At 65.5% G+C, this 23,691-nt stretch carries 22 protein-coding genes; 14 read left to right on the forward strand and 8 right to left on the reverse strand.

The window, feature by feature from the left end:
• Positions 1–9 precede the first annotated feature (9 nt).
• Positions 10–1,428 (reverse strand): GMC oxidoreductase, encoded by a 1,419-nt coding sequence (locus AncyloWKF20_RS18590; protein WP_279315438.1) that lies wholly within the window; start codon positions 1,426–1,428, stop codon positions 10–12.
• 235 nt (positions 1,429–1,663) lie between these two features.
• Between AncyloWKF20_RS18590 and AncyloWKF20_RS18595 the strand changes: the two genes are divergently transcribed.
• The 4 genes from AncyloWKF20_RS18595 to AncyloWKF20_RS18610 are packed head-to-tail and all read left to right on the forward strand — an operon-like array spanning position 1,664 to position 4,581.
• The gene (locus AncyloWKF20_RS18595; RefSeq protein ID WP_279315439.1) at positions 1,664–2,506 is read left to right on the forward strand and encodes a fumarylacetoacetate hydrolase family protein; all 843 of its coding nucleotides are present in this window, start codon (positions 1,664–1,666) and stop codon (positions 2,504–2,506) included.
• A gap of 41 nt (positions 2,507–2,547) precedes the next feature.
• Entirely contained in the window at positions 2,548–3,291 is a 744-nt protein-coding gene (locus AncyloWKF20_RS18600; RefSeq protein WP_279315440.1) for a ribonuclease activity regulator RraA, read from the forward strand.
• Positions 3,270–4,181, forward strand: a complete 912-nt coding sequence (locus AncyloWKF20_RS18605) for an NmrA family NAD(P)-binding protein (protein WP_279315441.1) — start codon at positions 3,270–3,272, stop codon at positions 4,179–4,181. Before AncyloWKF20_RS18600 ends, AncyloWKF20_RS18605 begins: the two co-directional genes overlap by 22 nt.
• Positions 4,182–4,191: 10 nt before the next feature.
• A complete protein-coding gene (locus AncyloWKF20_RS18610; RefSeq protein WP_279315442.1) occupies positions 4,192–4,581 on the forward strand; it encodes an ester cyclase in 390 nt (129 codons plus the stop codon).
• 167 nt (positions 4,582–4,748) lie between these two features.
• Here the strand turns inward: AncyloWKF20_RS18610 and AncyloWKF20_RS18615 are convergent, their stop codons facing one another.
• The 5 genes from AncyloWKF20_RS18615 to AncyloWKF20_RS18635 all read right to left on the reverse strand — a co-directional run bounded on the left by AncyloWKF20_RS18615 (position 4,749) and on the right by AncyloWKF20_RS18635 (position 9,434).
• A complete protein-coding gene (locus AncyloWKF20_RS18615; RefSeq protein ID WP_279315443.1) occupies positions 4,749–5,441 on the reverse strand; it encodes an RES family NAD+ phosphorylase in 693 nt (230 codons plus the stop codon).
• Positions 5,435–5,848, reverse strand: coding sequence for an MbcA/ParS/Xre antitoxin family protein (locus AncyloWKF20_RS18620; RefSeq protein ID WP_279315444.1), 414 nt, complete (start codon positions 5,846–5,848; stop codon positions 5,435–5,437). The genes AncyloWKF20_RS18615 and AncyloWKF20_RS18620 overlap by 7 nt, the downstream gene beginning before the upstream one ends.
• Before the next feature lie 285 nt (positions 5,849–6,133).
• Positions 6,134–6,775 carry a hypothetical protein gene (locus AncyloWKF20_RS18625; protein WP_347710382.1) on the reverse strand — a complete coding sequence of 214 codons (642 nt, stop codon included), beginning with the start codon at positions 6,773–6,775 and terminating at the stop codon, positions 6,134–6,136.
• A 406-nt stretch (positions 6,776–7,181) separates the two neighbouring features.
• Positions 7,182–8,099 (reverse strand): LysR substrate-binding domain-containing protein, encoded by a 918-nt coding sequence (locus AncyloWKF20_RS18630; protein ID WP_279315445.1) that lies wholly within the window; start codon positions 8,097–8,099, stop codon positions 7,182–7,184.
• 120 nt (positions 8,100–8,219) lie between these two features.
• On the reverse strand, positions 8,220–9,434 hold the full coding sequence (locus AncyloWKF20_RS18635) for a M24 family metallopeptidase (protein WP_279315446.1): 1,215 nt from the start codon (positions 9,432–9,434) through the stop codon (positions 8,220–8,222).
• 331 nt (positions 9,435–9,765) lie between these two features.
• Between AncyloWKF20_RS18635 and glpD the strand changes: the two genes are divergently transcribed.
• The 9 genes from glpD to AncyloWKF20_RS18680 all read left to right on the forward strand — a co-directional run bounded on the left by glpD (position 9,766) and on the right by AncyloWKF20_RS18680 (position 20,238).
• Entirely contained in the window at positions 9,766–11,316 is a 1,551-nt protein-coding gene (gene glpD / locus AncyloWKF20_RS18640) for a glycerol-3-phosphate dehydrogenase (RefSeq protein ID WP_279315447.1), read from the forward strand.
• Positions 11,313–12,437: an ABC transporter ATP-binding protein gene (locus tag AncyloWKF20_RS18645; RefSeq protein WP_279315448.1), complete on the forward strand. Its 1,125-nt coding sequence runs from the start codon at positions 11,313–11,315 to the stop codon at positions 12,435–12,437. Before glpD ends, AncyloWKF20_RS18645 begins: the two co-directional genes overlap by 4 nt.
• A gap of 12 nt (positions 12,438–12,449) precedes the next feature.
• Positions 12,450–13,547 carry an ABC transporter ATP-binding protein gene (locus AncyloWKF20_RS18650; RefSeq protein ID WP_279315449.1) on the forward strand — a complete coding sequence of 366 codons (1,098 nt, stop codon included), beginning with the start codon at positions 12,450–12,452 and terminating at the stop codon, positions 13,545–13,547.
• Entirely contained in the window at positions 13,547–14,449 is a 903-nt protein-coding gene (locus tag AncyloWKF20_RS18655; RefSeq protein WP_279318024.1) for a sugar ABC transporter permease, read from the forward strand. Before AncyloWKF20_RS18650 ends, AncyloWKF20_RS18655 begins: the two co-directional genes overlap by 1 nt.
• Positions 14,450–14,478: 29 nt before the next feature.
• Entirely contained in the window at positions 14,479–15,255 is a 777-nt protein-coding gene (locus tag AncyloWKF20_RS18660; protein ID WP_267585567.1) for a carbohydrate ABC transporter permease, read from the forward strand.
• Between the two features lie 10 nt (positions 15,256–15,265).
• Positions 15,266–15,571 carry a DUF2160 domain-containing protein gene (locus tag AncyloWKF20_RS18665; protein ID WP_279315450.1) on the forward strand — a complete coding sequence of 102 codons (306 nt, stop codon included), beginning with the start codon at positions 15,266–15,268 and terminating at the stop codon, positions 15,569–15,571.
• Positions 15,572–15,625: 54 nt separating this feature from the next.
• Positions 15,626–17,398, forward strand: a complete 1,773-nt coding sequence (locus tag AncyloWKF20_RS18670; RefSeq protein WP_279315451.1) for an ABC transporter substrate-binding protein — start codon at positions 15,626–15,628, stop codon at positions 17,396–17,398.
• A 191-nt stretch (positions 17,399–17,589) separates the two neighbouring features.
• Positions 17,590–19,095: a glycerol kinase GlpK gene (glpK, locus tag AncyloWKF20_RS18675; protein ID WP_267584108.1), complete on the forward strand. Its 1,506-nt coding sequence runs from the start codon at positions 17,590–17,592 to the stop codon at positions 19,093–19,095.
• A gap of 216 nt (positions 19,096–19,311) precedes the next feature.
• Positions 19,312–20,238 (forward strand): glutaminase, encoded by a 927-nt coding sequence (locus tag AncyloWKF20_RS18680; RefSeq protein ID WP_279315452.1) that lies wholly within the window; start codon positions 19,312–19,314, stop codon positions 20,236–20,238.
• 153 nt (positions 20,239–20,391) lie between these two features.
• Here the strand turns inward: AncyloWKF20_RS18680 and AncyloWKF20_RS18685 are convergent, their stop codons facing one another.
• On the reverse strand, positions 20,392–20,577 hold the full coding sequence (locus tag AncyloWKF20_RS18685) for a DUF2735 domain-containing protein (RefSeq protein ID WP_279315453.1): 186 nt from the start codon (positions 20,575–20,577) through the stop codon (positions 20,392–20,394).
• Positions 20,578–21,039: 462 nt separating this feature from the next.
• On the opposite strand from AncyloWKF20_RS18685, the gene AncyloWKF20_RS18690 reads away from it, so the two are divergent.
• Positions 21,040–22,074: a glutamine synthetase beta-grasp domain-containing protein gene (locus tag AncyloWKF20_RS18690; RefSeq protein WP_279315454.1), complete on the forward strand. Its 1,035-nt coding sequence runs from the start codon at positions 21,040–21,042 to the stop codon at positions 22,072–22,074.
• Positions 22,075–22,253: 179 nt separating this feature from the next.
• Here the strand turns inward: AncyloWKF20_RS18690 and AncyloWKF20_RS18695 are convergent, their stop codons facing one another.
• A complete protein-coding gene (locus AncyloWKF20_RS18695; RefSeq protein ID WP_279315455.1) occupies positions 22,254–23,687 on the reverse strand; it encodes a phospholipase D-like domain-containing protein in 1,434 nt (477 codons plus the stop codon).
• Between the last annotated feature and the right edge of the window lie 4 nt (positions 23,688–23,691).

Here is a 23,691-nt window from a genome sequence, read left to right on the forward strand (position 1 = left end):
CGGGCCGCGTCAGGCGGCGGCCGCACTCGCCGAGCGAGTGGCCTTGATGTGGTCCGCCGTCATAAGGGCGGCGGCGACGGTTGTGAAGGTTGGGTTGGCGCCGCTCGGCACGGCGAGGGTGGCGTTACCCGCCGCATACAGGTTGTCGTAGTTCCAGAAGCGGCCGTTGCGGTCGACGACGCTGGTGCCATCCGGCTTCGGGCCCATGCGGCACGAGCCCATGAGATGGGCGGAGCCACCGGCTTTGTAGAGGACAGGGAACCAGCCCTGGCGTGTGTCCGACACGGCGGCACTGACGAGGTAGTTTTCAGCGGCAGCGGCGGCGATGCGGCGTTGGTCCGCCTCGGAGTGCACCAGCGTGACCGCAACCTCCGGCAGGCCAAATCCATCCGAGGCGGTCGCAGAAAACTGTATCCGATTGTCCGGATTCACCTCCATCGCGACAAAGGTGGCCACATCGGCGCCGTCCTCGTCGCGCGTGCCGGCCGGTGGCGTCTGCGGGAAGCGGAACACTTCGTTCTGGAACGGATGGTCCTTGCTGAATGGCACCCACACCGAGAACAGCGGATCATTGGCGGGAACCTCGGCGACAATCTCCGGCTTCAGCAGAACGCGGGTAGAGATGATCGGGTGGTCGAGAATGTAGCGGCCGAGCGCCGGACCGGCATCCACCTTCGAGGCGGCGACGATCTGCGGGGTCGCTATAGGCCCGGCGGCGATCACGACCGCATCGGCGTTGACGGTGATTTCCTCGCCGCCAGCCGCCGGGGCGATGACGAGCCCGGTCGCACGACTTCCAGTGGCCTCGATGCGGCGCACGACATGATCGGTGATGAGGGTGAGGTTGTCCGGGTTATACTCGCCGGCGAGCAGGTCGTCGGCGCCGGTGAATTTGAGGCCCGTCGGCGTCTCGCGCACGGCGATCGGCATGTGCTGCACCGGCCGGCCGGTGAGGTCACGGCCGATGGCGGCAGTCACGCGGTCGAGGATGCGGCCGGCGCGCACGCCGCGCCCGAAGATGTCGGCATTGGCGTGAAGCAGCGCCGCAGAGCGGGTGAGATAGGGTGTCCATTCGTCAACACTCATCCACTCGGGCAATTCAGCAACGTCCGGGTAGGGCAGGTTCGAGCAGAAGATCGAAAACATGCCGCCCACGCCGTGAGACACCCATAGCCCGTCGAGCCCCTTGATCGGACCGTTCGCCTTGCAGGGGTAGACCCATTCCTTGGCGATGATCTTGCCGAAATCGGCCAGTGCCGCCTCCGAGGTGTCGAGGTTGCGGCCGTGCAGGCCCGGCGCACCGAACCGAACCGGACCGGCCTCGACGACAACCACGCGCGCTCCGGCGCGCAGAAGTTCGCCCGCTACCGTCGCTCCGCCGGCACCAGAACCCGCGATAACGACATCTGCATCGATGCGCTTGCTCATCAATCCACTCCTTCGCACCCAGCTAAAACATCATGTGCATGTCGCGGCCCCGCCGGATTGACGGCGCCGTTGCAGACGCTCGTGCCGGCCGATCATTGGCCCTCACCATCTGGCGCCAAGCGTGCCCGGAACTCACTTGCCCTGACATGCGTCTAGATATATTACATGAGTATCACTGGAGTGGAAGTGGTCTCAACTTCCCGTATTATCTGAATGTATCGAGCTGGGGGAACTGATGAAGCTGTTGCGCCATGGTCCGGCCGGACAGGAGAAGCCCGGGCTCCTCGATGCGACCGGCGCCATTCGTGATCTGTCCGGCTTTGTCGCCGACATTAACGGCGCTTCACTCGCGCCCGACGCCCTTGCCTGGCTCGCAGCCCTTGATCCGGCAACGCTGCCGCTGGTGCCGGGCCGGCCGCGTTTGGGCGCCTGTGTCGGGGCGGTGCGGAAGTTTGTCTGCATTGGTCTCAACTATGCCGACCATGCCGCCGAAACCGGCAAGAGTGTGCCATCGGAGCCGGTGATCTTCCTGAAGGCCACCACAGCGATCTGCGGCCCGGATGATCCCTATGAAATTCCGCGCGGCAGCACCAAGACCGACTGGGAGGTCGAGCTCGGCATCGTCATCGGCACCCGAGCCAAGTACGTTTCCGAAGCGCAGGCATTGGACCACGTCGCTGGCTATTGCCTGGTCAATGACGGCTCAGAACGAGCCTTCCAATCCGAGCGGCAAGGGCAGTGGACCAAGGGCAAGAGCCATGACAGCTTTGGCCCCATCGGGCCCTGGATGGTCACGCGGGACGAGATTCCCGACCCTCACGAACTCGGCATCTGGTGTGAGGTCGATGGCCACCGCTATCAGGATGGCAACACCCGCACCATGGTGTTTCAGGTTGCCTATCTGGTTTCCTATCTCAGCCAGTTCATGACGCTCGAACCCGGCGATATCATTGCCACTGGCACGCCGCCCGGGGTCGGCCTTGGTCTGCGCCCGCAGGTCTTTCTGAAAGCCGGCCAGACGGTGCGCCTCGGCATTGACGGGCTCGGCGTGCAAGAGCACGTCACCGTCCAGGCCTGATGCTCCGTGCGTCTTCCCACCCTCGCGACCATGAGCCCTCCATGACCGCCACCTCGTCGACCGATGTGCCGCCGACCACGATCTCCGAGCAGACCATCGCGCTCCTGAAGACCGTCAACGTCTCGACGCTGACCAACTGCCTGCTGCGCCGCGGTTTCCGTAACCAGTTTCTGCACGGGGTAGCGCCGCTCGATCCGGCGCTGCCAAACATGGTCGGCCCGGCCTTCACCTTGCGCTTCATTCCCTCGCGCGAGGATCTCGACACAATGGCGAACTACCAGCTCGATACGCATGTGCAGCGGCGTGCCATCGAGGAGTGTCCCTCCGGCGCCGTACTGGTGGTGGATAGTCGGGGCGATTCTCGCGCCGCCTCGGCCGGCGATCTGCTCATCGCCCGGCTGAAGGCTCGTGGCTGTGCCGGCATCGTTACCGATGGTGGCTATCGCGACCTGCCGGGTATCCGACGGACCGGGCTGCCGTCCTATCAGGCCCAGACGGCCTCTCCCGCGACACCGATCACTCTGCACCCGGCCGATCTCAACTTGCCGATCGGCTGCGCGGGCGTGGCCGTCTATCCCGGAGATATCGTGGTGGGCGATGCCGAGGGCGTGGTGATCGTTCCCGCCCATGTCGCCGCAGAAGTGGCGGAGGAGGCTGCGGCCGTCGTCGCTTATGAGGAGTTCGCCGAGGAGAAGATCAACGAGGGACGCTCGATCTTCGGCCTGTTTCCGGCGACCGAGGCCAGCCGCCGCGAATACGACGCGTGGAAGGCCACGCGGTCCTGAAGGTGAAAGAGAGTTCGATCATGTATGTGGTTGCGGGGGTATCCGGTCAGACCGGGAAAGCGACGGCAGAGGCTGTGCTGGCCGCCGGACTGAAGTTGCGCGTCGTCGTCCGTTCCGACGAGCGTGGCAAGGTCTGGGCGGCGAGGGGCGCCGAGGTCGCCGTAGCTGACCTGACCAATCCGGCGGCGCTGACCGCGGCTCTGAATGGCGCGGAGGCCGCCTATTTGCTGAACCCCCCGGCCTATGGCGAGGCTGATCCGTTCGGACGCGCGGTCGCCGTCGCTGATGCCGTCGCCACAGCCGTCGAAGCCTCCGACCTGAAGAAGCTCATCTTCCTGTCGTCCATTTCAGCGCACCTGCCGGCTGGCAATGGCATGATCCACTCAAATCATCTCATCGAGCAGCATCTGAAAGGCCTGTCGCGCCCCGTCGCCTTCCTGCGTCCGGGCTATTTCATGGAGAACTGGCTACACGTGATGGCGCCGGTGCGGGATGCAGGCGTGCTTCCATCCATGCTCGCACTTGATCGTCCCGTCCCTATGGTGACTGTGGCGGATATTGGCGCGATGGCGGCGAAGATGCTCACGGAGACCTGGATGGGTCGCCGGATCGTCGAACTCGCCGGCCCAACCAACCTGGCGCCCGAGGCGTTGGCCCGCCTGCTCGCGGCTGAGCTCGGCCGCCCGGTAACCCCGATCTCGGTGCCACGCGAGCAATGGTCGGCGATCTTTGCCGCCAGCGGAATGAGCCCGCGCACCGTGGCGGCCTTCATCGAGATGTTCGATGGCTTCAACAGCGGGCATATCCGCTTCGAGGGCGCGCAGCCGCGGCGGGGGCAGGAGACACCGGCTAAAGCGGCCGCAGCGCTCGTCGCCTCCACAACTCACTAGGAAAACCACTATGACCGCAGTCAACAAGGCGCTCGTCGCGTCGTTCTACGATGCGTTCAATCGCGAGGACGCAGCGCTGTTCCGCACTATCCTCTCTTCGGACTGGAAAGATCATCCGGAGGCTCCCGGACAGAAGCCGGGACCCGACGGACTCATCGATGTCGTTGCCGCCTTTCGCGGAGCCTTTGAAGGGCTGGTCATCACGCCCGAGCAGGTGGTTGCGGAAGACGATCACGTCGTGGTGCGCATCCGGCTTGAGGGCCGGCATGTGAAGCCGTTCTTCGGCCATTCCCCCTCTGGTCGCCAGGTGACGTTTTCAGGAATGGACATGCATCGGCTGCGCGACGGCCGTATCGCGGAAACGTGGCACTTCGAACATTTCGATGTGACGTCGGTCTAACGTCTGCTCTTCCATTCTGTTGGTATGGGCTTGGAGCGCTGGCCACAAATCAAGTAACCACAATGCGCGCGGTGGCCCATTGACCATCGAGTGGGCGGTATCGCTGACGATCTAGAGGAACGGCGGGAGAGCGGGTGAATGTCGCGGTGCTTGCGCGCCCGTAGGTCTCAGCACACGCGCATGACTGCACCAGTGTCGAGCCGTTTCACGTAATCCACCACGCGGCCGTTCCAATGATAAGCGAAATGCGCGCCCTGCGTCGGAATCGGCACGACATCGGGCCAGAACACGGCGATGCAGTGTCCATGGGAATATCGTACGCTTGGCCACGTGACACCGTTCGACCCCTCGGTCCGCCGAGCGGCACCAAATACCTGGGACGCCGTGTAATCATTCGGGTCCAGCAAGTCGGTCCTGCCTGCTGCGTCGTCCAACTCGGCATCGACCGAGCCGATCAACTCCCGGAACTGTGACGTCCACCCGGGCGGCTCGTCGGTGGCGAGCATCATTCGCCTATGGTGGTGAATGGTCTCAGCGATAGCCACTTCGGTGCAGTCGCCTGCGTAATAGATGCCGAATGAGCCGTCAGTGAAGCGGCCCGGCCGTAGGGGTGAGCAGTGGACGAAGGGCGCCATGACCCAACTGGCGCCGGGCCCGGTTATTCGGCGGGCCGCGGGTACCTTGGCGAGATCGCCGATGCTCTCGCGGATGCGCGGGTTGAACTTGGCTTCAGCTGAGGCGAGCGCCTCCCAGTCGGCCGGATCCGCAATATCCTCGAACAGATCGATGGGCGGATGAATCGAACGTATGATGCGGACAGTACGTGGCCAGACCACGCGGCGGACGCGCACGGTCACCATGCACCGCGCTCAGCGTCGAGATAGGCCCGCAGGTCGATCAGATCGGTAATCTCGCCACGCATCATGATGTCGAGCGCGCTTCGCCCGTCGAAGTTTGTATTCGGCTTGCGAATCCAAACATAGCCCCGCATCGGATCGCTGAAGAGGTAACGAAGCCCCTTATGGATGCCCATCAGGATGGCCATGCGGGCGCGCAAGTCGCGGTCGATCCGCCCGATACTGCCCTCCTTCCAGCGAGCCCAGGTGCGCTGAGCCATATCGCCTAGCAGGGTTCGGGCCTCAATGTCGCTCAGTTGCCACGCCCGAAACAGGTTCACCGTCGCGCGAGCAAGAGCGGCGGCTTCCGCATCAGTGATCGCGGGGATGTCGGGTCGGGAAGCGGTTGGCTGGATCGTGGCAAACTGCATGGCGAAACCTAATTGGCATAAAAATAATCATTAAATGCCATTTGGCAAGAGGCGGTGATTGAAGGTTCGCAAGCCACAGTCACGCCGCTATGCGGGAGGCTGCTATTGCTCGCGGCGCCGCCCCCGGACCGAGCCGGGAGCGAACTGTCTGATCCTTGCAGGTCAGTTCGCCAATCGATCCGAACATCGTGTCGCTGATCGCCTGCTGTTGGGTCCGAGGATGATGCTCAAGCAGCTTGTGCCGAGAAATGTAGCCGGCATTCACCCCCGGAATGGCGTGGTTCATCAACAAGCGGGCGTCAAACTCGGATACTCCAGCTGATGAAACGAGCGTCCGGAAGGTCTGACGTAGATCGTTACCCCACTTCGCCAGAACGCGCCGTGCCTCCTTCTGCTCGGCGAGATGTCCACTGTCACTCTCTGCTGGGAACAGCCATTGCGTGGCCTCACGCGGATAGAGATGCCGACCAAACGCATCAACCGCAGAAGGCACAAAACCATCTGCCGCAACAATGGTACATCAAACGCTCGGTCCGCACCGCCTTTCGGCCGTGGGATATGAAGCACTCGGCGGCGAAGGTCGAGATGGTGCGGTTTAGCCTCCATGAGTGCCGCCGTCGGCCGGCTGCCCGACAACAGCGAGAACATGTGGAATTCGCGACGAATGGGATTGGGCAGCGCTGCGACCTGCTGAAACCACTGCGGCAGGTCATTCAGTCCCATTGCTGTGCTGCGGCGCTGCTCCGAGTTCCAGTAAACGGCGCTGGCGGGGTTGTCTGTCGGTAGATAGCGATGCGCCTTGCGCGCGTGGTTATAGACGGCTCGCAGCGTCCGCATGCTGCCGTTTGCAATGTAAGGGCCATGCTCCGCCGTTATCTCATCGTGCCGTGCAATGACCTTGCTGGGATCGTCGGCGAGGACTTTCAATGGAAGATCAAGCCAATCCTTGAAGAGACGCTCTATGTGATCGCGGTAACCTTCGATCGTTCCTGCGCTCCGACCCTTTCGGACAAGGTGCGCATCACGATAGCGCTCCCAAGCCTCCTGAAGGGTAACCCCTTGGGGAATTGCATCACGCTGCCCAATAAAATCGATCCCAAGAGATGCGCGTGCCGGTGACGTTGCCCGGAATGGGGCGATCTCAGTTCACTTACTGACCTGTCGTTGAGGAGAATACGTATGTCGGCCATAGCGCAATCCCAGCGAATCCAATGCTTGGCCTTTCGGGCGCGCCATTTCACTGTCAACATCAACGGCTTGAACCACACCGCGTGAGCGGTTTCCGTCGCGCGACGGTCGCGGCATGCGCCGCCCGAGGCGCGGACCCGGCGCGCTATTGCCGTTCCAACAGATCGCGTCCAGCAGCAAGGCCCGGCGCTGAGACGCCGGCCTCGTCGAGTTGGGCGATCATGTGGTTCACGAGATTGATGCCGCCAGGCGAGAGGCGCGGGTGTTTGTAGAACAGCCCGACGCGGATCTCGGCCAGTGGCGGGAAGCCGTCGGCCTCGGCCAGCACGCGCATCCCCGGCAGCAGGGTGTAGCGCGTGAGGGCGCTGACGCCGAGACCGCTCACCACCGCGTTCTGCAGCCCGGCAATGCCCGCGCCTGAATAGGCCACCCGCCAGCGCAGCCGTGCTGCATCGAGTGCCTGGATCATCCGCGCGCGGTAGACGCAGCCTTCGGGATGGGCCGCCAGGGGAATGCCACGGCTGGTGTCGAGCCGCGCGTCGTCCGCCGCTGCCCAGATCGGCCGCTCGACCCAGGAGCGGGAGAGGTGGCGCGTATCCTCATTGTTGACCATAGCGACCGCGAGATCGAGCTCGTCGGCGCGCAGGCGATCGAGAATCTCGGCGGACCAGCCGCAATGCAGCTCCAGCATGAGCTCGGGGTGCTGGCGTGTGTAATCGGTAATGACGCCCTGCAGAAAGGCGACGGCATAGTCGTTCGGCAGGCCGACGCGGATCACGCCGGACATCGTCGTCCGGTTGAAATAGGACGCCGCTTCGTCATTGAGCCGCAGGATCTCGCGCGCATAGGTGAGCAGCACCTCCCCCTCGCCGGTGAGCTGCAGGTTGCGGCCGACCTGCCGGATCAGCGGGGCGCCGACCAGTTCCTCGAGCCGGCGGATCTGCAGCGAGATGGCGGGCTGGGTGCGGCCGAGCGCCTCGCCGGCGCGGGTGTAGGCGCCGAGATCGACGACGCAGACAAAGGCGCGCAGGAGATCAGTCTGGAAGTTGGTGATGGCGCGCATTCATATCCATCGCTGATGGATGGGGGATACGCATAAGCCTTTCATATCGCCGGGGCGGCGACAATTGCTGTCGGGCTGGAGGTCGGGAGCGGCCGACCCGGTGGTCGCCGCTCCCCATCCTCAGTTGCGGATGATGTTGTGCTCGGGGCCGAAGGGGAAGCCGGTGATGTTCTCCGCGCCATCCTCGGTGACGATGAGGATGTCGTGCTCGCGATAGCCGCCGGCGCCGGGCAGGCCCTGCGGCAGCATCACCATCGGCTCCATCGAGACGACCATGCCGGGCTTGAGCTCGGTGTGGATGTCCTCGCGCAGTTCCACGCCGGCCTCGCGGCCATAATAGTGGCTGAGCACGCCGAAGGAGTGGCCATAGCCGAAGGAGCGGTACTTCAGCAGATCCCACTGCCGGTACATGTGGTTGAGCTCCAGCGCGATCTCGCTGCACTTGGCGCCCGGCTTGATGAGGTCGAGGCCGCGCCGGTGAACGGCGACGTTCTTCTCCCAGATGTCGAGGCTCACATCGTCGACATGGTCGCAGAACAGCGTGCGCTCCAGCGCGGTGTAGTAGCCGAAGATCATTGGGAAGGTGTTGAGCGAAAGGATGTCGCCGGACTGTACGACCCGGTTGGTCACCGGGTTATGGGCGCCGTCGGTGTTGATGCCGGACTGGAACCACGTCCAGCTGTCCATCAGTTCGACGAAGGGGAAGGACTTGGCGATCTCGCGCACCATGGCGCCGGTCGCGGTGAGCGCCACCTCATGCTCGGGAACGCCGGCCTTCACCGCCGCCACGCAGGCCGCCCCGCCGACATCGGCGATGCGGGCGCCTTCGCGGATGAGTTTCTGCTCTTCCGCCGACTTGATGGTGCGCATCCACATGGAGGGCTGGCTGATGTCGACGAATGCCACGCCGGGCAGCGCTTCCTCGAGCTGCCGCAGGAAATCGAGGCTCACCTGATCGAACTCGATGCCGATGCGGCGCGCGCCCGGGGTGAGCTGGCGCACCGCGCGGTAGAAATTGTCCCGCCGCCAGTCGGTGTAGGTGATGTTGTCGCTGGCGCTGCGCCGCCAGGGCTGGCCGCCGTCGATGCCGGCGGAGATCGTCGTCGCCTTGTCGTGGTCGATCACCATGCCGTAGCGCCGACCGAACGAGCAGTAGAGCCAGCCGGAATAGTAGTTGATGCCGTGATATGAGGTGAACAGCGCCGCATCGACATCGTTCTCCGCCATCCAGCCGCGCACGGCTGACTGCCGACGCTTCATTTCGGCATCGGAGAAGGGGGAGAATTCCTTCTCGCCATTATGCCATTGCATCACATGCAGCATGTCGTCGGTCATTGCAGCGCTCCAGCCTGGACGGGGTGTTGCGCGACGCTAACGGCGGACCGGGCATAGGGGTAATTTATTGGAGCAATAGGAGTATTTCGGAAATTTATACCGCAGCCCGATCGGGCTGTGTCTGATCCTATGTGCCTCGTTTCGGCACGGCCGATGGCGCTCACTGCGTTGGCGCGCTTTGCCATGTTTTTGTTGCATTGCACCTAAACGAAAGTTCGATTCTTTCGGATTTTTGCCCGTTGCGGCTGCGTGAGGTTTCAGTTAGCGTCAATATGAAGATAAAAACGAAAGCGCTCCTGACCTAAAGGAGCCAGGCCTTGGGAGACGCCGCGTGGACGCTCGCACGCTCGATCCGCTTTATGACCTTGCCATCATCGGTGGCGGGATCAATGGCTGCGGCATTGCCCGCGACGCGGCCGGCCGCGGCGCGTCTGTCGTGCTGTTCGAGAAGGGCGATTTCGCCGGCGCGACCTCTTCCGCCTCGACCAAGTTGATCCATGGCGGCCTGCGCTATCTCGAGCATTACGAGTTCCGTCTGGTGCGCGAGGCGCTGATGGAACGCGAAGTGCTCTGGAAGATCGCGCCGCACATCATCTGGCCGCTGCGCTTCGTGCTGCCGCATCATAAGGGCCTGCGCCCGGCCTGGCTGCTGCGCCTCGGCCTGTTCATCTATGACCATCTGGGCGGCCGCAAGCTGCTGCCGGCCACCCGCACGCTGGACCTGACGCGCGACCCGACCGGCAAGCCGCTGCGCGAGGGCTATAGCCGCGGTTTCGAATATTCCGACTGCTGGGTCGAGGACAGCCGGCTCGTCGTGCTCAACGCGCTTGATGCCGCCGAGCGTGGCGCGGACATCCGGCCGCGCTGCCGGGTCGTCGGCGCGACGCGGGGCGCCGACCACTGGCAGATCGAGGTCGAGCAGGATGGCGAGCGCTCCACCGTCCGGGCGCGCGTTCTGGTGAACGCCGCCGGGCCGTGGGTGCATGAGGTGCTGGCGCAGGTCGTGCGGGTGAACTCGCCGGCCAATGTCCGCCTCGTGCAGGGCAGCCACATCGTGGTGCCCAAGCTCTATGACCATGACCGCGCCTATATTTTCCAGAACGCGGACGGCCGTATCATCTTCGCCGTGCCCTATGAGCACGACTTCACGCTGATCGGCACGACGGATCGCGATTTCGGCCAGACCCCGGCCCAGCCGGTCGCCAGCGCGGAGGAGATTTCCTATCTCTGCGCCGCCGCCAGCGAGTATTTCCGCGCGCCGATCACCCCGGAACAGGTGGTGTGGACCTATTCCGGCGTGCGCCCGCTCTATGATGACGGTGCCTCCAAGGCGCAGGAAGCCACCCGCGACTATGTGCTGGAGATGGAAGAGGGCGAGGGGCGCCCGCCCTTGCTGTCCGTCTTCGGCGGCAAGATCACCACCTATCGCCGCCTCGCCGAACACGCGCTGGAAAAGCTCGGGGCCTTCCTGCCCGGCGCCTCCAAAGTGTCCTGGACCGGCAAGGAGCCGCTGCCTGGCGGCGATTTCCCGGTGGGTGAGCCGGTGCGCATCGTCGCACAGATCAAGCGCGCCCATCCCTGGCTCGACGAACGTCTGGCTCGCCGTCTGGTCGTTGCCTATGGCACGCGTGCCCTGCGTCTGCTTGACGGGACGCGCAGCGCGGCCGATCTCGGCCGGGTGTTCGGCGCCGATCTCACCGAGGCGGAGGTGCTTTACCTGATGCGTGAGGAATGGGCTCGCACCGCCGAGGATGTGCTCTGGCGCCGCTCCAAGCTGGGCCTGCGCTTCTCGGCCGAACAGATCGCCGCGCTCGATGAGTTCATGCGCGAGAAGGCGTCGCAGCGCCCGATGACGGTCGCGGTGCAGGGAGGCCAGTCGTGACGCTTCAGCTCGAGAATGTCAGCCGCGTCGTCGGCGGCGTCACCCATATCCGCGATGTGTCGCTCAAGCTGGAGCGCGGCAGCCTCAATGTGCTGCTCGGCGCCACGCTGTCCGGCAAGACCAGCCTGATGCGCCTGATGGCCGGCCTCGATGCGCCGACCTCGGGCCGCGTGCTGGTCGATGGTAAGGACGTCACCGGCTTCACCGTGAAGAAGCGCTCGGTGGCGATGGTCTACCAGCAGTTCATCAACTACCCCGCCTTGACGGTGTATGAGAACATCGCCTCGCCGCTGCGCGTGGCCGGCCTGCCCAAGGCGGAAATCGAGTCGCGTGTCGCCGAGGCGGCTCGGCTCCTGAAGCTCACGCCCTATCTGCAGCGCCGCCCGCTGGAAATGTCCGGCGGCCAGCAGCAGCGCTGTGCCATTGCCCGCGCGCTGGTGAAGCGCGCTGATCTCGTGTTGCTCGACGAGCCGCTGGCCAATCTCGACTATAAGCTCCGCGAGGAACTGCGCGAAGAACTGCCGCGCATCTTCGCCTCGACCGGTGCGGTCTTCGTCTACGCGACGACTGAACCCATGGAAGCGCTGCTGCTTGGCGGCAGCACGGCGACGCTGCTGGAGGGGCGCCTCACCCAGTTCGGCCTGACCGCCGAGGTCTATCGCCGTCCGAGCGACCTCGCCACTGCCGGCGTCTTCTCCGATCCGCCGCTGAACACACTCACCGCCACCAAAAGCGCGGGCGTGGTGCAGCTGGAGACCGGCGCGTCCATCCCGGTCACCGGTGCCTTCGCCGAGGTGCCCGACGGCCGCTACACGATCGGCGTGCGCGCGCATCATCTGCAGGTTGAGGCGGGCGGCGAACATGACGGGCACGCGCAGAGCGCCGCCGCGGCGCCGGGCGCGCGCTTCCGCCTGCGCGCGGGCGTTACCGTCGCCGAGATCACCGGCTCGGAGACCTATCTGCACATGGAGATGGGGCAGACGCCGCTGATCGCGCTTCTGCCGGGTATCCGGTCGCTGGAGCCGGGAGCGGCGGTCGATGTGCTCGTCGATCCCAACGAAATCCTTCTGTTCGATTCCACCGGCGCGCGCGCCGGCCGCGCTCTCGACGCGGCAGCCTGACGGAGACGCGCGATGGCCAGCATCACCCTCGACCATCTCGCCCATGCCTACCGGCCCAATCCGCAGGGCCCGCAGGACTATGCGCTGAAGGAAATCAATCACGTCTGGCGACAGGGCGGCGCCTATGCGCTGCTCGGGCCCTCGGGCTGCGGCAAGACCACGCTGCTCAACATCATCTCCGGGCTGGTGACGCCGACGAACGGGCGCATCCTGTTCGACGGGCGCGACGTGACTCATCTGCCGACCGAGGCGCGCAACATCGCTCAGGTGTTCCAGTTCCCCGTCGTCTACGACACGATGACGGTGCGCCAGAACCTTGCCTTTCCGCTCAAGAACCGCGGCGTGCCGCGTGCCGACATCGACCGGCGTGTCGAGGAAATCGCCAGCCGGCTCGACATGAGCGCCGTGCTCGACCGCAAGGCGCAGAACCTCACCGCCGACGCCAAGCAGAAGATCTCGCTCGGCCGTGGCCTCGTCCGCTCGGACGTCGCCGCCATCCTGTTCGACGAGCCGCTGACGGTCATCGACCCGCATCTGAAGTGGCAGCTGCGCTCCTCGCTGAAGGAACTGCACCGCGCGCTCGACCTCACCATGATCTACGTCACCCACGACCAGACGGAGGCGCTGACCTTCGCCGATACGGTGGTGGTGATGCATGATGGCGCGGTGGTGCAGACCGGCACGCCGGAAGAACTGTTCATCCGCCCCGCCCACACCTTCGTCGGCCACTTCATTGGCTCGCCTGGCATGAATGTGTTGGCGGCCTCCGTCGAGGGCCGCACCGCCCGCATCGGTGGGGCGCAGGGCGTCACCGTCGATCTCGCCCGTGCCTACCCGGCCCTGCCGGTGGGGGCGAAGATCGAGCTCGGCGTGCGGCCGGAATTCGCCCATCTCGCCCCGGCGGGGACGGGTCTGCCGGTCAGCGTGACGCGCATCGACGATCTCGGCCGCACGCGCATCGCCCGTGTGGAGATCGCCGGCCTTCCCGCTGCCGTGCGGGTGCCGGAGGGCGTGAGCCCCACCGGCGCGGAAGCCGGGCTCATTCTCGATCCGCAGCAGGTCCACATCTATGCCGACGGCGCTCTGGTCGCGGGCGAAGGGGGCGCATGATGGAAAAGCCGCTGAACAACCGCGCCTGGCTGCTGGTCGCGCCAGTTTTCCTGATCGTCGCCTTCTCGGCCATCCTGCCGCTGATGACGGTCGTGAACTACTCCGTGCAGGATACGTTCGGGAACAACCAGTTCTTCTGGAACGGGCTCGGCTGGTTCCAGGAGCTGCTCGATCCTTCGACCGAGCTGGGCGGGCGCTTCTTCGACGCGCTGTGGCGCAACTTGCTGTTCTCCGCCGTCATTCTCGCCATCGAGGTGCCGCTCGGCATCCTCGTCGCGCTTTCCATGCCGCGCGATGGCTGGAAGGTTGCCGCGACGCTGGTGCTGATGGCGCTGCCGCTGCTTATCCCGTGGAACGTGGTCGGCACGATCTGGCAGGTCTTCGCCCGCGCCGATATCGGCCTCGCCGGCTGGGCGCTCAACGCGCTGGGCATCCCCTATAATTACACGGGCGACGTGCTCTCGGCCTGGCTCACCCTTGTGGTGATGGATGTCTGGCACTGGACCAGCCTCGTGGCGCTGCTGTGCTATGCCGGCCTGAAGTCGATCCCCGACGCCTATTACCAGGCCGCCCGCATCGACGGCGCCTCGCGCTGGGCGGTCTTCACCACCATCCAGCTGCCGAAGATGAAGCGGGTGCTGCTGATCGCCGTGCTGCTGCGCTTCATGGACAGCTTCATGATCTACACCGAGCCCTTCGTCCTCACCGGCGGCGGACCGGGCAACGCCACGACCTTCCTGTCCATCGACCTCGTCAAGCTCGCCCTGGGTCAGTTCGACCTCGGCAAGGCGGCGGCGATGTCCCTCGTCTACAACCTCATCGTGCTCGCCGTGTGCTGGGTCTTCTACACCGTGATGACCCACGCCGGCACCGAGCGCCCGGCCAAGGAGATCGCGTCGTGAACTCCTCCTCGCGCGGCGGCACCGTCGTGATGGTGCTCTATCTCGTCTTCCTCATGTTGCCGATCTACTGGTTGGTCAACATGAGCCTGAAGACCAATTACGAGATCAACACCACGGTCTCGCTCTGGCCGCAGGCCATCACCTTCGAGCACTACATCAAGATCTTCACCGATTCGAGCTGGTATTCGGGCTACATCAACTCGCTGACCTATGTGGTGCTGAACACCATCATCTCGATCAGCCTTGCCCTGCCCGCCGCCTACGCCTTCTCGCGCTACACCTTCGTGGGCGACAAGCACCTGTTCTTCTGGCTGCTGTCGAACCGCATGGCGCCGCCGGCGGTGTTCGCGCTACCCTTCTTCAATCTCTATTCCGCCATCGGCCTGTTCGACACGCCCTGGGCGGTGGCGCTGGCGCATTGCCTGTTCAACGTGCCGCTGGCGGTGTGGATCCTCGAAGGCTTCATGTCCGGCGTGCCACGCGAGATCGACGAGACGGCGGCGATCGACGGCTACTCGTTCCCGCGCTTCTTCGTGAAGATCTTCATGCCGCTGATCGCGAGCGGCATCGGCGTCGCGGCGTTCTTCTGCTTCATGTTCTCCTGGGTGGAACTGCTGCTCGCCCGCACGCTCACCGCCACCAACGCCAAGCCCATCGCGGTGACGATGACCCGCACCGTCTCGGCGGCCGGCATGGATTGGGGCCTGCTCGCGGCAGCGGGGGTGCTCACCATCATCCCGGGCGCGCTGGTGATCTGGTTCGTGCGCAACTACATCGCCAAGGGCTTCGCCCTCGGGCGGGTGTGAGGAGGCCGGCATGGACGATTTCAGCACCCGCCTCACTGAAAACACCGCCTGGATGGCGTGGACCTGGCAAACCGGCGTGTTCTTCGCGCTGATCGCCACGGTGCTCATCATCTTCACCGTGATCGCGGTGTGGCGGCCGGAGCGTGCCCGTGTCGGCGTGCTCCGCATTCCCACCACGCGCGGCGACCGGCTGTTCATCACGCTGCTCGGCAGCGCCTTCATCAATCTCGCCTGGCTCGCCCTGGTGGGGCCCGAACTCGGCTGGGCGCTCGCGCTCTGCCTTGTCTACGCACTGGCGGTGTTCCGCCTCGTGTGACGCTCGCAAAGCGGCGGTAGGCCGCGACATTCTCGAATGAGACGGGAGGAAGCCATGAAGACGAAGACACGCCGAACGAGACTGATGGTGGCGGCCAGCGCGCTGGCGCTGCTGGCCTTTGCCGCGCCGGTGCTTGTGTCATCCGCGCGTGCGGATGAGGCGGCGGCGAAGAAGTGGATCGATGCGGAATTCCAGCCCTCGACGCTGTCCAAGGACGAGCAGCTGAAGGAACTCCAGTGGTTCATCAAGGCTGCCGAGCCCTTCAAGGGCATGGAGATCAACGTCGTCTCCGAGACCATCACCACGCATGAATACGAGGCCAAGGTCCTCGCCAAGGCGTTCTCCGAGATCACCGGGATCAAGCTCACCCACGACCTCATCCAGGAAGGTGACGTGGTCGAGAAGATCCAGACCCAGATGCAGTCGGGCAAGAACATCTACGATGCGTGGGTGAACGATTCCGACCTCATCGGCACGCATTTCCGCTACAAGCAGGCCGTGCCGCTGACCGACTGGATGGCTGGCGAGGGCAAGGACGTCACCTCCCCGACGCTCGACCTCAAGGACTTCATCGGCCTCAGCTTCACCACGGCGCCGGACGGCAAGCTCTACCAGCTGCCCGACCAGCAGTTCGCCAACCTCTACTGGTTCCGCTACGACTGGTTCACCAACCCGGACTACAAGGCCCGCTTCAAGGCCAAGTACGGCTATGAGCTCGGCGTGCCGGTGAACTGGTCGGCCTATGAGGACATCGCCGACTTCTTCACCAACGATGTGAAGGAGATCGACGGCGTCAAGGTCTATGGCAACATGGACTACGGCAAGAAGGACCCCTCGCTCGGCTGGCGCTTCACCGATGCGTGGCTGTCCATGGCCGGCAATGGCGATCGCGGCCTGCCGAACGGCAAGCCGGTCGACGAATGGGGCATCCGCATGGAAGGCTGCCGCCCGACCGGCTCCTCGGTGGAGCGCGGTGGCGACACCAACGGCCCGGCGGCGGTCTATTCGATCGTCAAGTATATCGAGTGGCTGAAGAAGTACACGCCGCCACAGGCGCTCGGCATGACCTTCTCCGAGGCCGGCCCGGTGCCGGCGCAGGGCACCATCGCCCAGCAGATGTTCTGGTACACCGCCTTCACCGCCGACATGGTGAAGCCCGGCCTGCCGGTGATGAACGCCGACGGCACGCCGAAGTGGCGCATGGCCCCCTCGCCGAAGGGCGCCTACTGGAAGGACGGCATGAAGCTCGGCTACCAGGATGTGGGTTCCTGGACGCTGCTCAAGTCCACCCCGGTGGACCGGCGCAAGGCGGCCTGGCTCTATGCGCAGTTCGTGACGTCGAAGACCGTGTCGCTGAAGAAGAGCATGGTGGGCCTGACCTTCATCCGCGAGAGCGATATCTGGTCGCCGGCGATGACCGAGCGGGCGCCCAAGCTCGGCGGCCTCGTCGAGTTCTACCGCTCGCCGGCCCGCGTGCAGTGGTCGCCGACCGGCTCGAACGTGCCGGACTACCCCAAGCTCGCGCAGCTCTGGTGGCAGAACATCGGTGACGCGTCCTCGGGTGCCAAGACCCCGCAGGCGGCGATGGACGCGCTGGCGGCGGCGCAGGACTCGGTGATGGAGCGCCTGGAGCGTTCCGGCGTGCAGGGCGAGTGCGGCCCGAAGCTGAACGCCAAGAAGCCGATGGAGTACTGGGTCGAGCTCGCCAAGAAGGAAGGCAACCTCGCCCCGCAGCCCAAGCTCGCCAACGAAAAGCCCAAGGGCGAGACCATCGACTACGACGCCCTCATCAAGTCCTGGCCCGCAACACCCCCGACCAAGAACTGAGCGTCCTGACGTGACGTACGCCCTCTCCCCGCATGGGGAGAGGGCGCTGCCTTTTAGGGCAGGCTCTCCCGCGACTTTTCCTTCCGATCATGGCAGATGGTGCCGCCCTGCGTGCCGGCCCGCTTGCTGCCGCCCCTTGAGCGCCGGCAGGCGCCGGGCTCCGATGCGCCCGCAGCCTTCGAGGTGACGTCATGAGTTCCTATCTGCTTGCGATCGACCAGGGCACCACCTCCTCGCGTGCCATCCTGTTTCGGCCCGACACCTCCATCGCCGCCATGGCGCAGCAGGAGTTTCCCCAGCATTTCCCGGCCTCTGGCTGGGTCGAGCATGAGGCGGAGGATCTCTGGCAGACCACACTCGCCACCTGCCGCGAGGCCATCGCCAAGGCGGGCGCCAGCGCCGCCGACATCGCCTCCATCGGCATCACCAATCAGCGCGAGACCACCGTTGTGTGGGACCGCCGCACCGGCACGGCGATCTACCGCGCCATTGTCTGGCAGGACCGCCGCACCGCCGAACTCTGCGCCAAGCTGCGCGCCGAAGGGCATGAGCCCATGGTGAGCGAGCGCACCGGCCTCATCCTCGATCCCTATTTCTCCGGCACTAAGATCAGCTGGATCCTCGACCATGTGCCGGGCGCGCGTGCGCGCGCTGAGCGGGGCGAGCTCGCTTTCGGCACGGTTGATTCCTGGCTCTTGTGGAAGCTCACCGGCGGCGAGGTCCACGCGACCGATGCGACCAATGCCGCGCGCACGCTGCTGTTCAACATCCGCACCGGGGAGTGGGACGAGGACATGCTGGCGCTCTTGCGTGTGCCGCGTTCCATCCTGCCGGAGGTGAAGGATTCCGCCGCCGCCTTCGGCACCACGCGGCCGGAATTCTTCGGCGGCGCCATCGCCATTGGCGGCATCGCCGGCGACCAGCAGGCGGCGACCGTCGGTCAGGCCTGTTTCCAGCCGGGCATGATCAAGTCGACCTATGGCACGGGCTGCTTCGTGCTGCTCAACACCGGCGACACGCCGGTCGCCTCGTCCAACCGGCTGCTCACCACCATCGCCTATCAGATCGCCGGCAAGCGGACCTATGCCCTTGAAGGATCTATCTTTGTTGCCGGCGCGGCGGTGCAGTGGCTGCGCGATGGGCTCGGCATCATCGGCACCTCGGCCGAGAGCGAGGCGCTGGCCGAGACTGCCGATCCGGCGCAGCAGATCTATCTCGTGCCGGCCTTTGTCGGCCTCGGCGCGCCGCACTGGAATCCGGATGTGCGCGGCGCGATCTTCGGCCTGACGCGCGCCACCACGCGGGCGGAGTTTGCGCTCGCGGCGCTGGAAAGTGTTTGTTATCAGACCTCTGACCTGCTGGAAGCGATGCGCGCCGACTGGAAACAGGCGAGCGGCAAGGCGTCGGCGCGGGCGACCGTGCTGCGCGTCGATGGCGGGATGGCGGCCTCAAATCTCGCCATGCAGCGCCTCTCCGACCTGCTCGCGGCGCCGGTCGACCGGCCGGTGGTGCGCGAGACGACGGCGCTGGGCGCGGCCTATCTCGCTGGTTTTCAAGCCGGAATCCTGCCGGCGCCGGAGCGCTTCGCCGATAGCTGGCGGCTCGACCGGCGTTTCATGCCGACCATGGCGCCGGAGACCCGCACCGCCAAGCTCGCCGGCTGGCAGGACGCGGTGCGCCGCCTGACGATGCCCTGATGACGGGTTTTCACCGCCCACGGGGCGGTGGAGTGTCAGTGCAGTGAGGTGGAGTGTCAGGCCAGTGTGTGCGGATGCGGCCGCGCTGTCTGGCGCGTCGCGCCGACGGCATGCGGGCTGGCGGTTGCGGCGCGGCTTGGCTATTGCAAGGGCGGATTGACGTCCGCCGCCCTTGCCCGAATCCCTGCCGACCCCTGCCAAGGAATCCCCCCGCCCGTGCCCGACCTCGCCCAGACCGTCCGTGAGATCGCTGAGGAGATGCGCGCCCGCCCTGATCGCGGCGAGGTGGCGACCTATATCCCCGAGCTCGCCACTGTCGATCCCGCGGCCTTCGGCATCGCCGTGGTGGACGCGGATGGGCAGGTTGCGGCGGGCGGCGATTGCGACGTGCCGTTCTCCATCCAGAGTGTCTCCAAGGTCTTCACCCTCACCTTGGCGCTGGGCAAGATCGGCGACCGGCTGTGGCGGCGGGTCGGGCGCGAGCCGTCGGGCAGCCCGTTCAACTCTATCGTCCAGCTCGAGGCCGAGCACGGCGTGCCGCGCAACCCCTTCATCAATGCCGGCGCTATCGCCGTCACCGACGCCATCCTCTCCGGCCACCAGCCGCGCGAGGCGCTGGGCGAGATCCTGCGCTTCCTGCATTTCGTGGCGGAGGACACCAACATCTCCATCGACGACAAGGTGGCGGCGTCCGAGCAGCGCACCGGCTTCCGCAACCGGGCGCTGGCCAATTACATGAAGGCCTTCGGTGTTCTGGAGAATCCGGTCGACTACACGTTGGGCGTGTATTTCCATCATTGCGCGATCGCGATGACCTGCCGCCAGCTCGCCATGGCCGGGCGGTTCCTCGCCCATGGCGGGCGCAACCCGTCGACCGGCTATTCGGTGGTGTCGCCGGAGCGGGCGCGGCGCATCAATGCGGTGATGCTGACCTGCGGCCATTATGACGGCTCGGGCGAGTTCGCCTATCGCGTCGGCCTGCCGGGCAAGAGCGGGGTGGGCGGGGGCATTCTGGCGGTGGCGCCGCGCCGGGCATCGATCGCGGTATGGTCGCCGGGGCTGGACGCCAGCGGCAATTCCCATCTCGGGCGCATCGCGCTGGAATTGCTGACGCAGCGCATGGGCTGGTCGATCTTCGGCTGAGCCGTTCGGTGGCCGCCGTCATCACACGGCGCGTCAGAAACCACGGCACGTCAGAAACAAAGAGGGCCGGACGTCAGGTCGCCGGCCCTCTGGGAATCGCTGCTGGTGAACGCGGTGCGCGTTGCTGTCTCATGAGGGGCACGCGGACCGATGTCAGTTCTTGCGCCCCGTATCTTCCTTGATCGCGTCCTCATGATACCAGCTGCCGAAGCAGATGGCCGGCACCTGGGCGGCTTCGCGCCGCGCGCGGTCGTCCGCGGAGCGGCTGGTTGCGCCGGCCCGCCCGCCGACCGGGAACTGGTAGATCGTCGCACTCTCGCGATGAACGCTGGCACTCATCCTGTTTTCTCCTTGTTCGGCTGCGCGTTCCCGCATCAGCCCTTGGCGGCATAATAGCACGTTCGGCATGGCGTAGGTACTAAATGCACAATTTGCGATCACAAGAAGATCATAAATTGTGCAGCGCCGAGATGGTCGGTCCTCGTGCCATCGACTAACGGCGTCCTTGGCAGTTTGGTTGCGCAGGCTTTCGCGAGGCTGGCGGTTTCCGGGTGCTATCTTGCGGAGGCGAGGCGTGTTTTGCCGGTGGCCGGTTCCGCGCGCCCGTCCGCGGGCGGATCTGGCGCTCCCCCGTCGCGTGCTCGTGAAGCTTCTGGCGGCTCATCGTGGCGCGTGCTGGCCGGAGTTGGCACGCGTCCTGCTTGTAGTTGGCAGCCGTTGGCGGTCGACCGACTTCTCGCGCGGCCGGCGAAGTGACCGGGGGGCCTGCGGCACCGGTCTTAAGCTTGTGAGAGATACGCAATGACGAAGTACAAACTCGAGTACATCTGGCTCGACGGCTACAAGCCGACGCCGAACCTGCGTGGCAAGACGCAGATCAAGGAATTCGACCACTTCCCCTCGCTCGAGGAACTCCCGCTGTGGGGCTTTGACGGCTCGTCGACCCAGCAGGCCGAAGGCCACAGCTCGGATTGCGTGCTCAAGCCGGTCGCGGTCTACCCGGATCCGGCCCGCAAGAACGGCGCCCTGGTGATGTGCGAAGTGATGATGCCCGATGGCGTTACCCCGCACGCGACCAACACCCGCGCCACCATTCTTGACGATGAAGGCGCATGGTTCGGCTTCGAGCAGGAATACTTCTTCTACAAGGACGGCCGTCCGCTCGGCTTCCCCGAGCATGGCTATCCCGCGCCGCAGGGCCCGTACTACACCGGCGTCGGCTACAAGAATGTCGGCGACGTCGCCCGCGAGATCGTGGAAGAGCATCTCGAGCTCTGCCTCGAGGCCGGCATCAACCACGAAGGCATCAACGCGGAAGTCGCGAAGGGCCAGTGGGAATTCCAGATTTTCGGCAAGGGCTCCAAGAAGGCCGCTGACGAGGTGTGGATCGCCCGTTACCTGCTGCTCCGCCTGACCGAACAGTATGGCGTGGACATCGAGTTCCACTGCAAGCCGCTCGGCGACACCGACTGGAACGGCTCGGGCATGCACGCCAACTTCTCCACGAAGTATCTGCGTGAAGTCGGCGGCAAGGAGTACTTCGAGGCTCTGATGGCTGCCTTCGCCAAGAACTGGAAGGAGCACATCGACGTCTACGGTCCGGACAACCACCTGCGTCTGACCGGCAAGCACGAGACCGCCCCGTGGAACAAGTTCTCCTACGGTGTGGCCGATCGTGGCGCGTCGATCCGCGTTCCGCACAGCTTCGTGCGCAATGACTACAAGGGCTATCTCGAGGATCGCCGCCCGAACTCCCAGGGCGACCCCTATGCCATCGCCTCGCAGATCCTGAAGACCATTTCGGAAGTCCCCACCGCGGCCGTCGCGGCGGCGTGATCCTGAGGAAGGCGCCCGGCCATCGCCCGGGCGCCTTTCTTCCGGCGGACTTCAGGAGCCCTCGCGGGCTCCGACAAGCTCCCGAGACGCAGCGCGTCTCCCCTCAAGCCAGCCCTTCGGGGCTGGCTTTTTGTTTTTGATCCGGTGGTTCGCTGCCGCCCGGTGCGCTGCCGGCGGCCTCAGAGATAGGGCGAGGCGAGCCAGATGGCGCGGTTGCGCAGGCGCTTGAGGAAGGGGCGCTCGCGCAGGGTTGCGAGTGTCTCCGGCGTCGCCGCCGCCATCATCGCCCCGATGCGCGCTTCCACCGCCCCGGCGATGGCGGTGTGGTACAGCTCGAGATCCAGCTCGAAATTGAGCCTGAGGCTGCGCGGGTCCAGATTGGACGAGCCGACATAGGCCCAGGTGCCGTCCACCGCCATCAGCTTGGAATGGTCGAACATGCCGCCGGCGCGCCAGACCCGGCATTCGCCTTCCAGCACCTGGTCGAGCTGCGCGGTCATCGCGTAATCGACGAGCTTGAGGTTGTTGGCGGAGGGGATGACGATATCCACCTCCACGCCGCGCCGCCCGGCCACCGCGAGCGCGCCAATGAGCTGCTGATCGGGCAGGAAATAGGGCGAGCAGATGCGCACCCGGCTCTGCGCCATGGCGAGCGCGCCCATGATGATGTTGTGGGCGCAGGCGATGTTACGGTCGGGCCCCGAAGGCACCACGCGCACCGCCACCTCGCCGCGCGGCGGGCCTTCCGGCGCCTCCGCCCAGGCGGCGCCGTCGAGCACCTCGCCGGTGGTGAAGGACCAGTCCTGGCAGAACACGGTCAGCAGCTGCTCGACCGCCGGACCCTCGATGCGGAAATGCGTGTCGCGCGCGGGATCGTCGCCGGCATAGCGGCTGGTGAACTGCGCGCGGATGTTCATGCCGCCGGTGAAGCCGAGTTCGCCGTCGACGATCAGCATCTTTCGGTGGCTGCGCAGATTGGCGTAGGGCAGGCGCAAGCCGATGAGATTGCCCATGAAAAGCGCCGTGGTCACGCCGCCCTGGTGCAGCCGGCCGACGATGGAGGGGCGCGAATAGCGCGCGCCGATGGCGTCGATCAGCACCCGCACGGCGACGCCGCGGCGCTGGGCGGCGATGAGGGCATCGGCGACCTCAACGCCGACGGCGTCATTGTCGAAGATGTAGGTCGACATGGCGATGTGGCGCCGGGCCGTGCGGATCGCCGCCAGCATGTCTGGGTAAGCCTCGTCGCCGCTGTCGAGCAGGCGCACCGCATTGCCGGTGGTGAGCGGATGGGTGCTCACCCGGTCGCCCAGCCGCTTCATCGCCGAGAGGCCGGGCGAGAGCGAGATGGCGATGGGCGGGCGCTCGTGATGATGGCGCCGGTGCTGGCTGGCGCGCCGCCGCCCGGCCGCCGTCTTGCGGATCCGGTTGATACCGGCAACGAGATAGAGGAAGGCGCCGATCACCGGCGAGAGCAGGATCACGCCGACCCAGCCAATGGCGGCGCGCACATCGTCCTTGGTCATGGCGGCATGGATCGCCGCGACGACGCCGATCAGGGTCGAGACGACCAGGAAGATGTGCGGCCAGTAGGTCGACCAGAAGGTGTACATGCGC

Origin of the sequence: Ancylobacter sp. WKF20 (assembly GCF_029760895.1) — a bacterium.
Taxonomy (GTDB): domain Bacteria; phylum Pseudomonadota; class Alphaproteobacteria; order Rhizobiales; family Xanthobacteraceae; genus Ancylobacter.

Coding starts and splice junctions, on each gene's coding strand:
- AncyloWKF20_RS18650 (WP_279315449.1), top strand. CDS start 12,450: ATGGCCAGCATCACCCTCGACCATCTCGCCCATGCCTACCGGCCCAAT.
- AncyloWKF20_RS18595 (WP_279315439.1), top strand. CDS start 1,664: ATGAAGCTGTTGCGCCATGGTCCGGCCGGACAGGAGAAGCCCGGGCTC.
- AncyloWKF20_RS18670 (WP_279315451.1), top strand. CDS start 15,626: ATGAAGACGAAGACACGCCGAACGAGACTGATGGTGGCGGCCAGCGCG.
- AncyloWKF20_RS18685 (WP_279315453.1), bottom strand. CDS start 20,577: ATGAGTGCCAGCGTTCATCGCGAGAGTGCGACGATCTACCAGTTCCCG.
- AncyloWKF20_RS18590 (WP_279315438.1), bottom strand. CDS start 1,428: ATGAGCAAGCGCATCGATGCAGATGTCGTTATCGCGGGTTCTGGTGCC.
- AncyloWKF20_RS18600 (WP_279315440.1), top strand. CDS start 2,548: ATGACCGCCACCTCGTCGACCGATGTGCCGCCGACCACGATCTCCGAG.
- glpK (WP_267584108.1), top strand. CDS start 17,590: ATGAGTTCCTATCTGCTTGCGATCGACCAGGGCACCACCTCCTCGCGT.
- AncyloWKF20_RS18660 (WP_267585567.1), top strand. CDS start 14,479: ATGGTGCTCTATCTCGTCTTCCTCATGTTGCCGATCTACTGGTTGGTC.
- AncyloWKF20_RS18665 (WP_279315450.1), top strand. CDS start 15,266: ATGGACGATTTCAGCACCCGCCTCACTGAAAACACCGCCTGGATGGCG.
- AncyloWKF20_RS18695 (WP_279315455.1), bottom strand. CDS start 23,687: ATGTACACCTTCTGGTCGACCTACTGGCCGCACATCTTCCTGGTCGTC.
- AncyloWKF20_RS18610 (WP_279315442.1), top strand. CDS start 4,192: ATGACCGCAGTCAACAAGGCGCTCGTCGCGTCGTTCTACGATGCGTTC.
- AncyloWKF20_RS18630 (WP_279315445.1), bottom strand. CDS start 8,099: ATGCGCGCCATCACCAACTTCCAGACTGATCTCCTGCGCGCCTTTGTC.
- AncyloWKF20_RS18615 (WP_279315443.1), bottom strand. CDS start 5,441: ATGGTGACCGTGCGCGTCCGCCGCGTGGTCTGGCCACGTACTGTCCGC.
- AncyloWKF20_RS18655 (WP_279318024.1), top strand. CDS start 13,547: ATGGAAAAGCCGCTGAACAACCGCGCCTGGCTGCTGGTCGCGCCAGTT.
- AncyloWKF20_RS18620 (WP_279315444.1), bottom strand. CDS start 5,848: ATGCAGTTTGCCACGATCCAGCCAACCGCTTCCCGACCCGACATCCCC.
- AncyloWKF20_RS18635 (WP_279315446.1), bottom strand. CDS start 9,434: ATGACCGACGACATGCTGCATGTGATGCAATGGCATAATGGCGAGAAG.
- AncyloWKF20_RS18690 (WP_279315454.1), top strand. CDS start 21,040: ATGACGAAGTACAAACTCGAGTACATCTGGCTCGACGGCTACAAGCCG.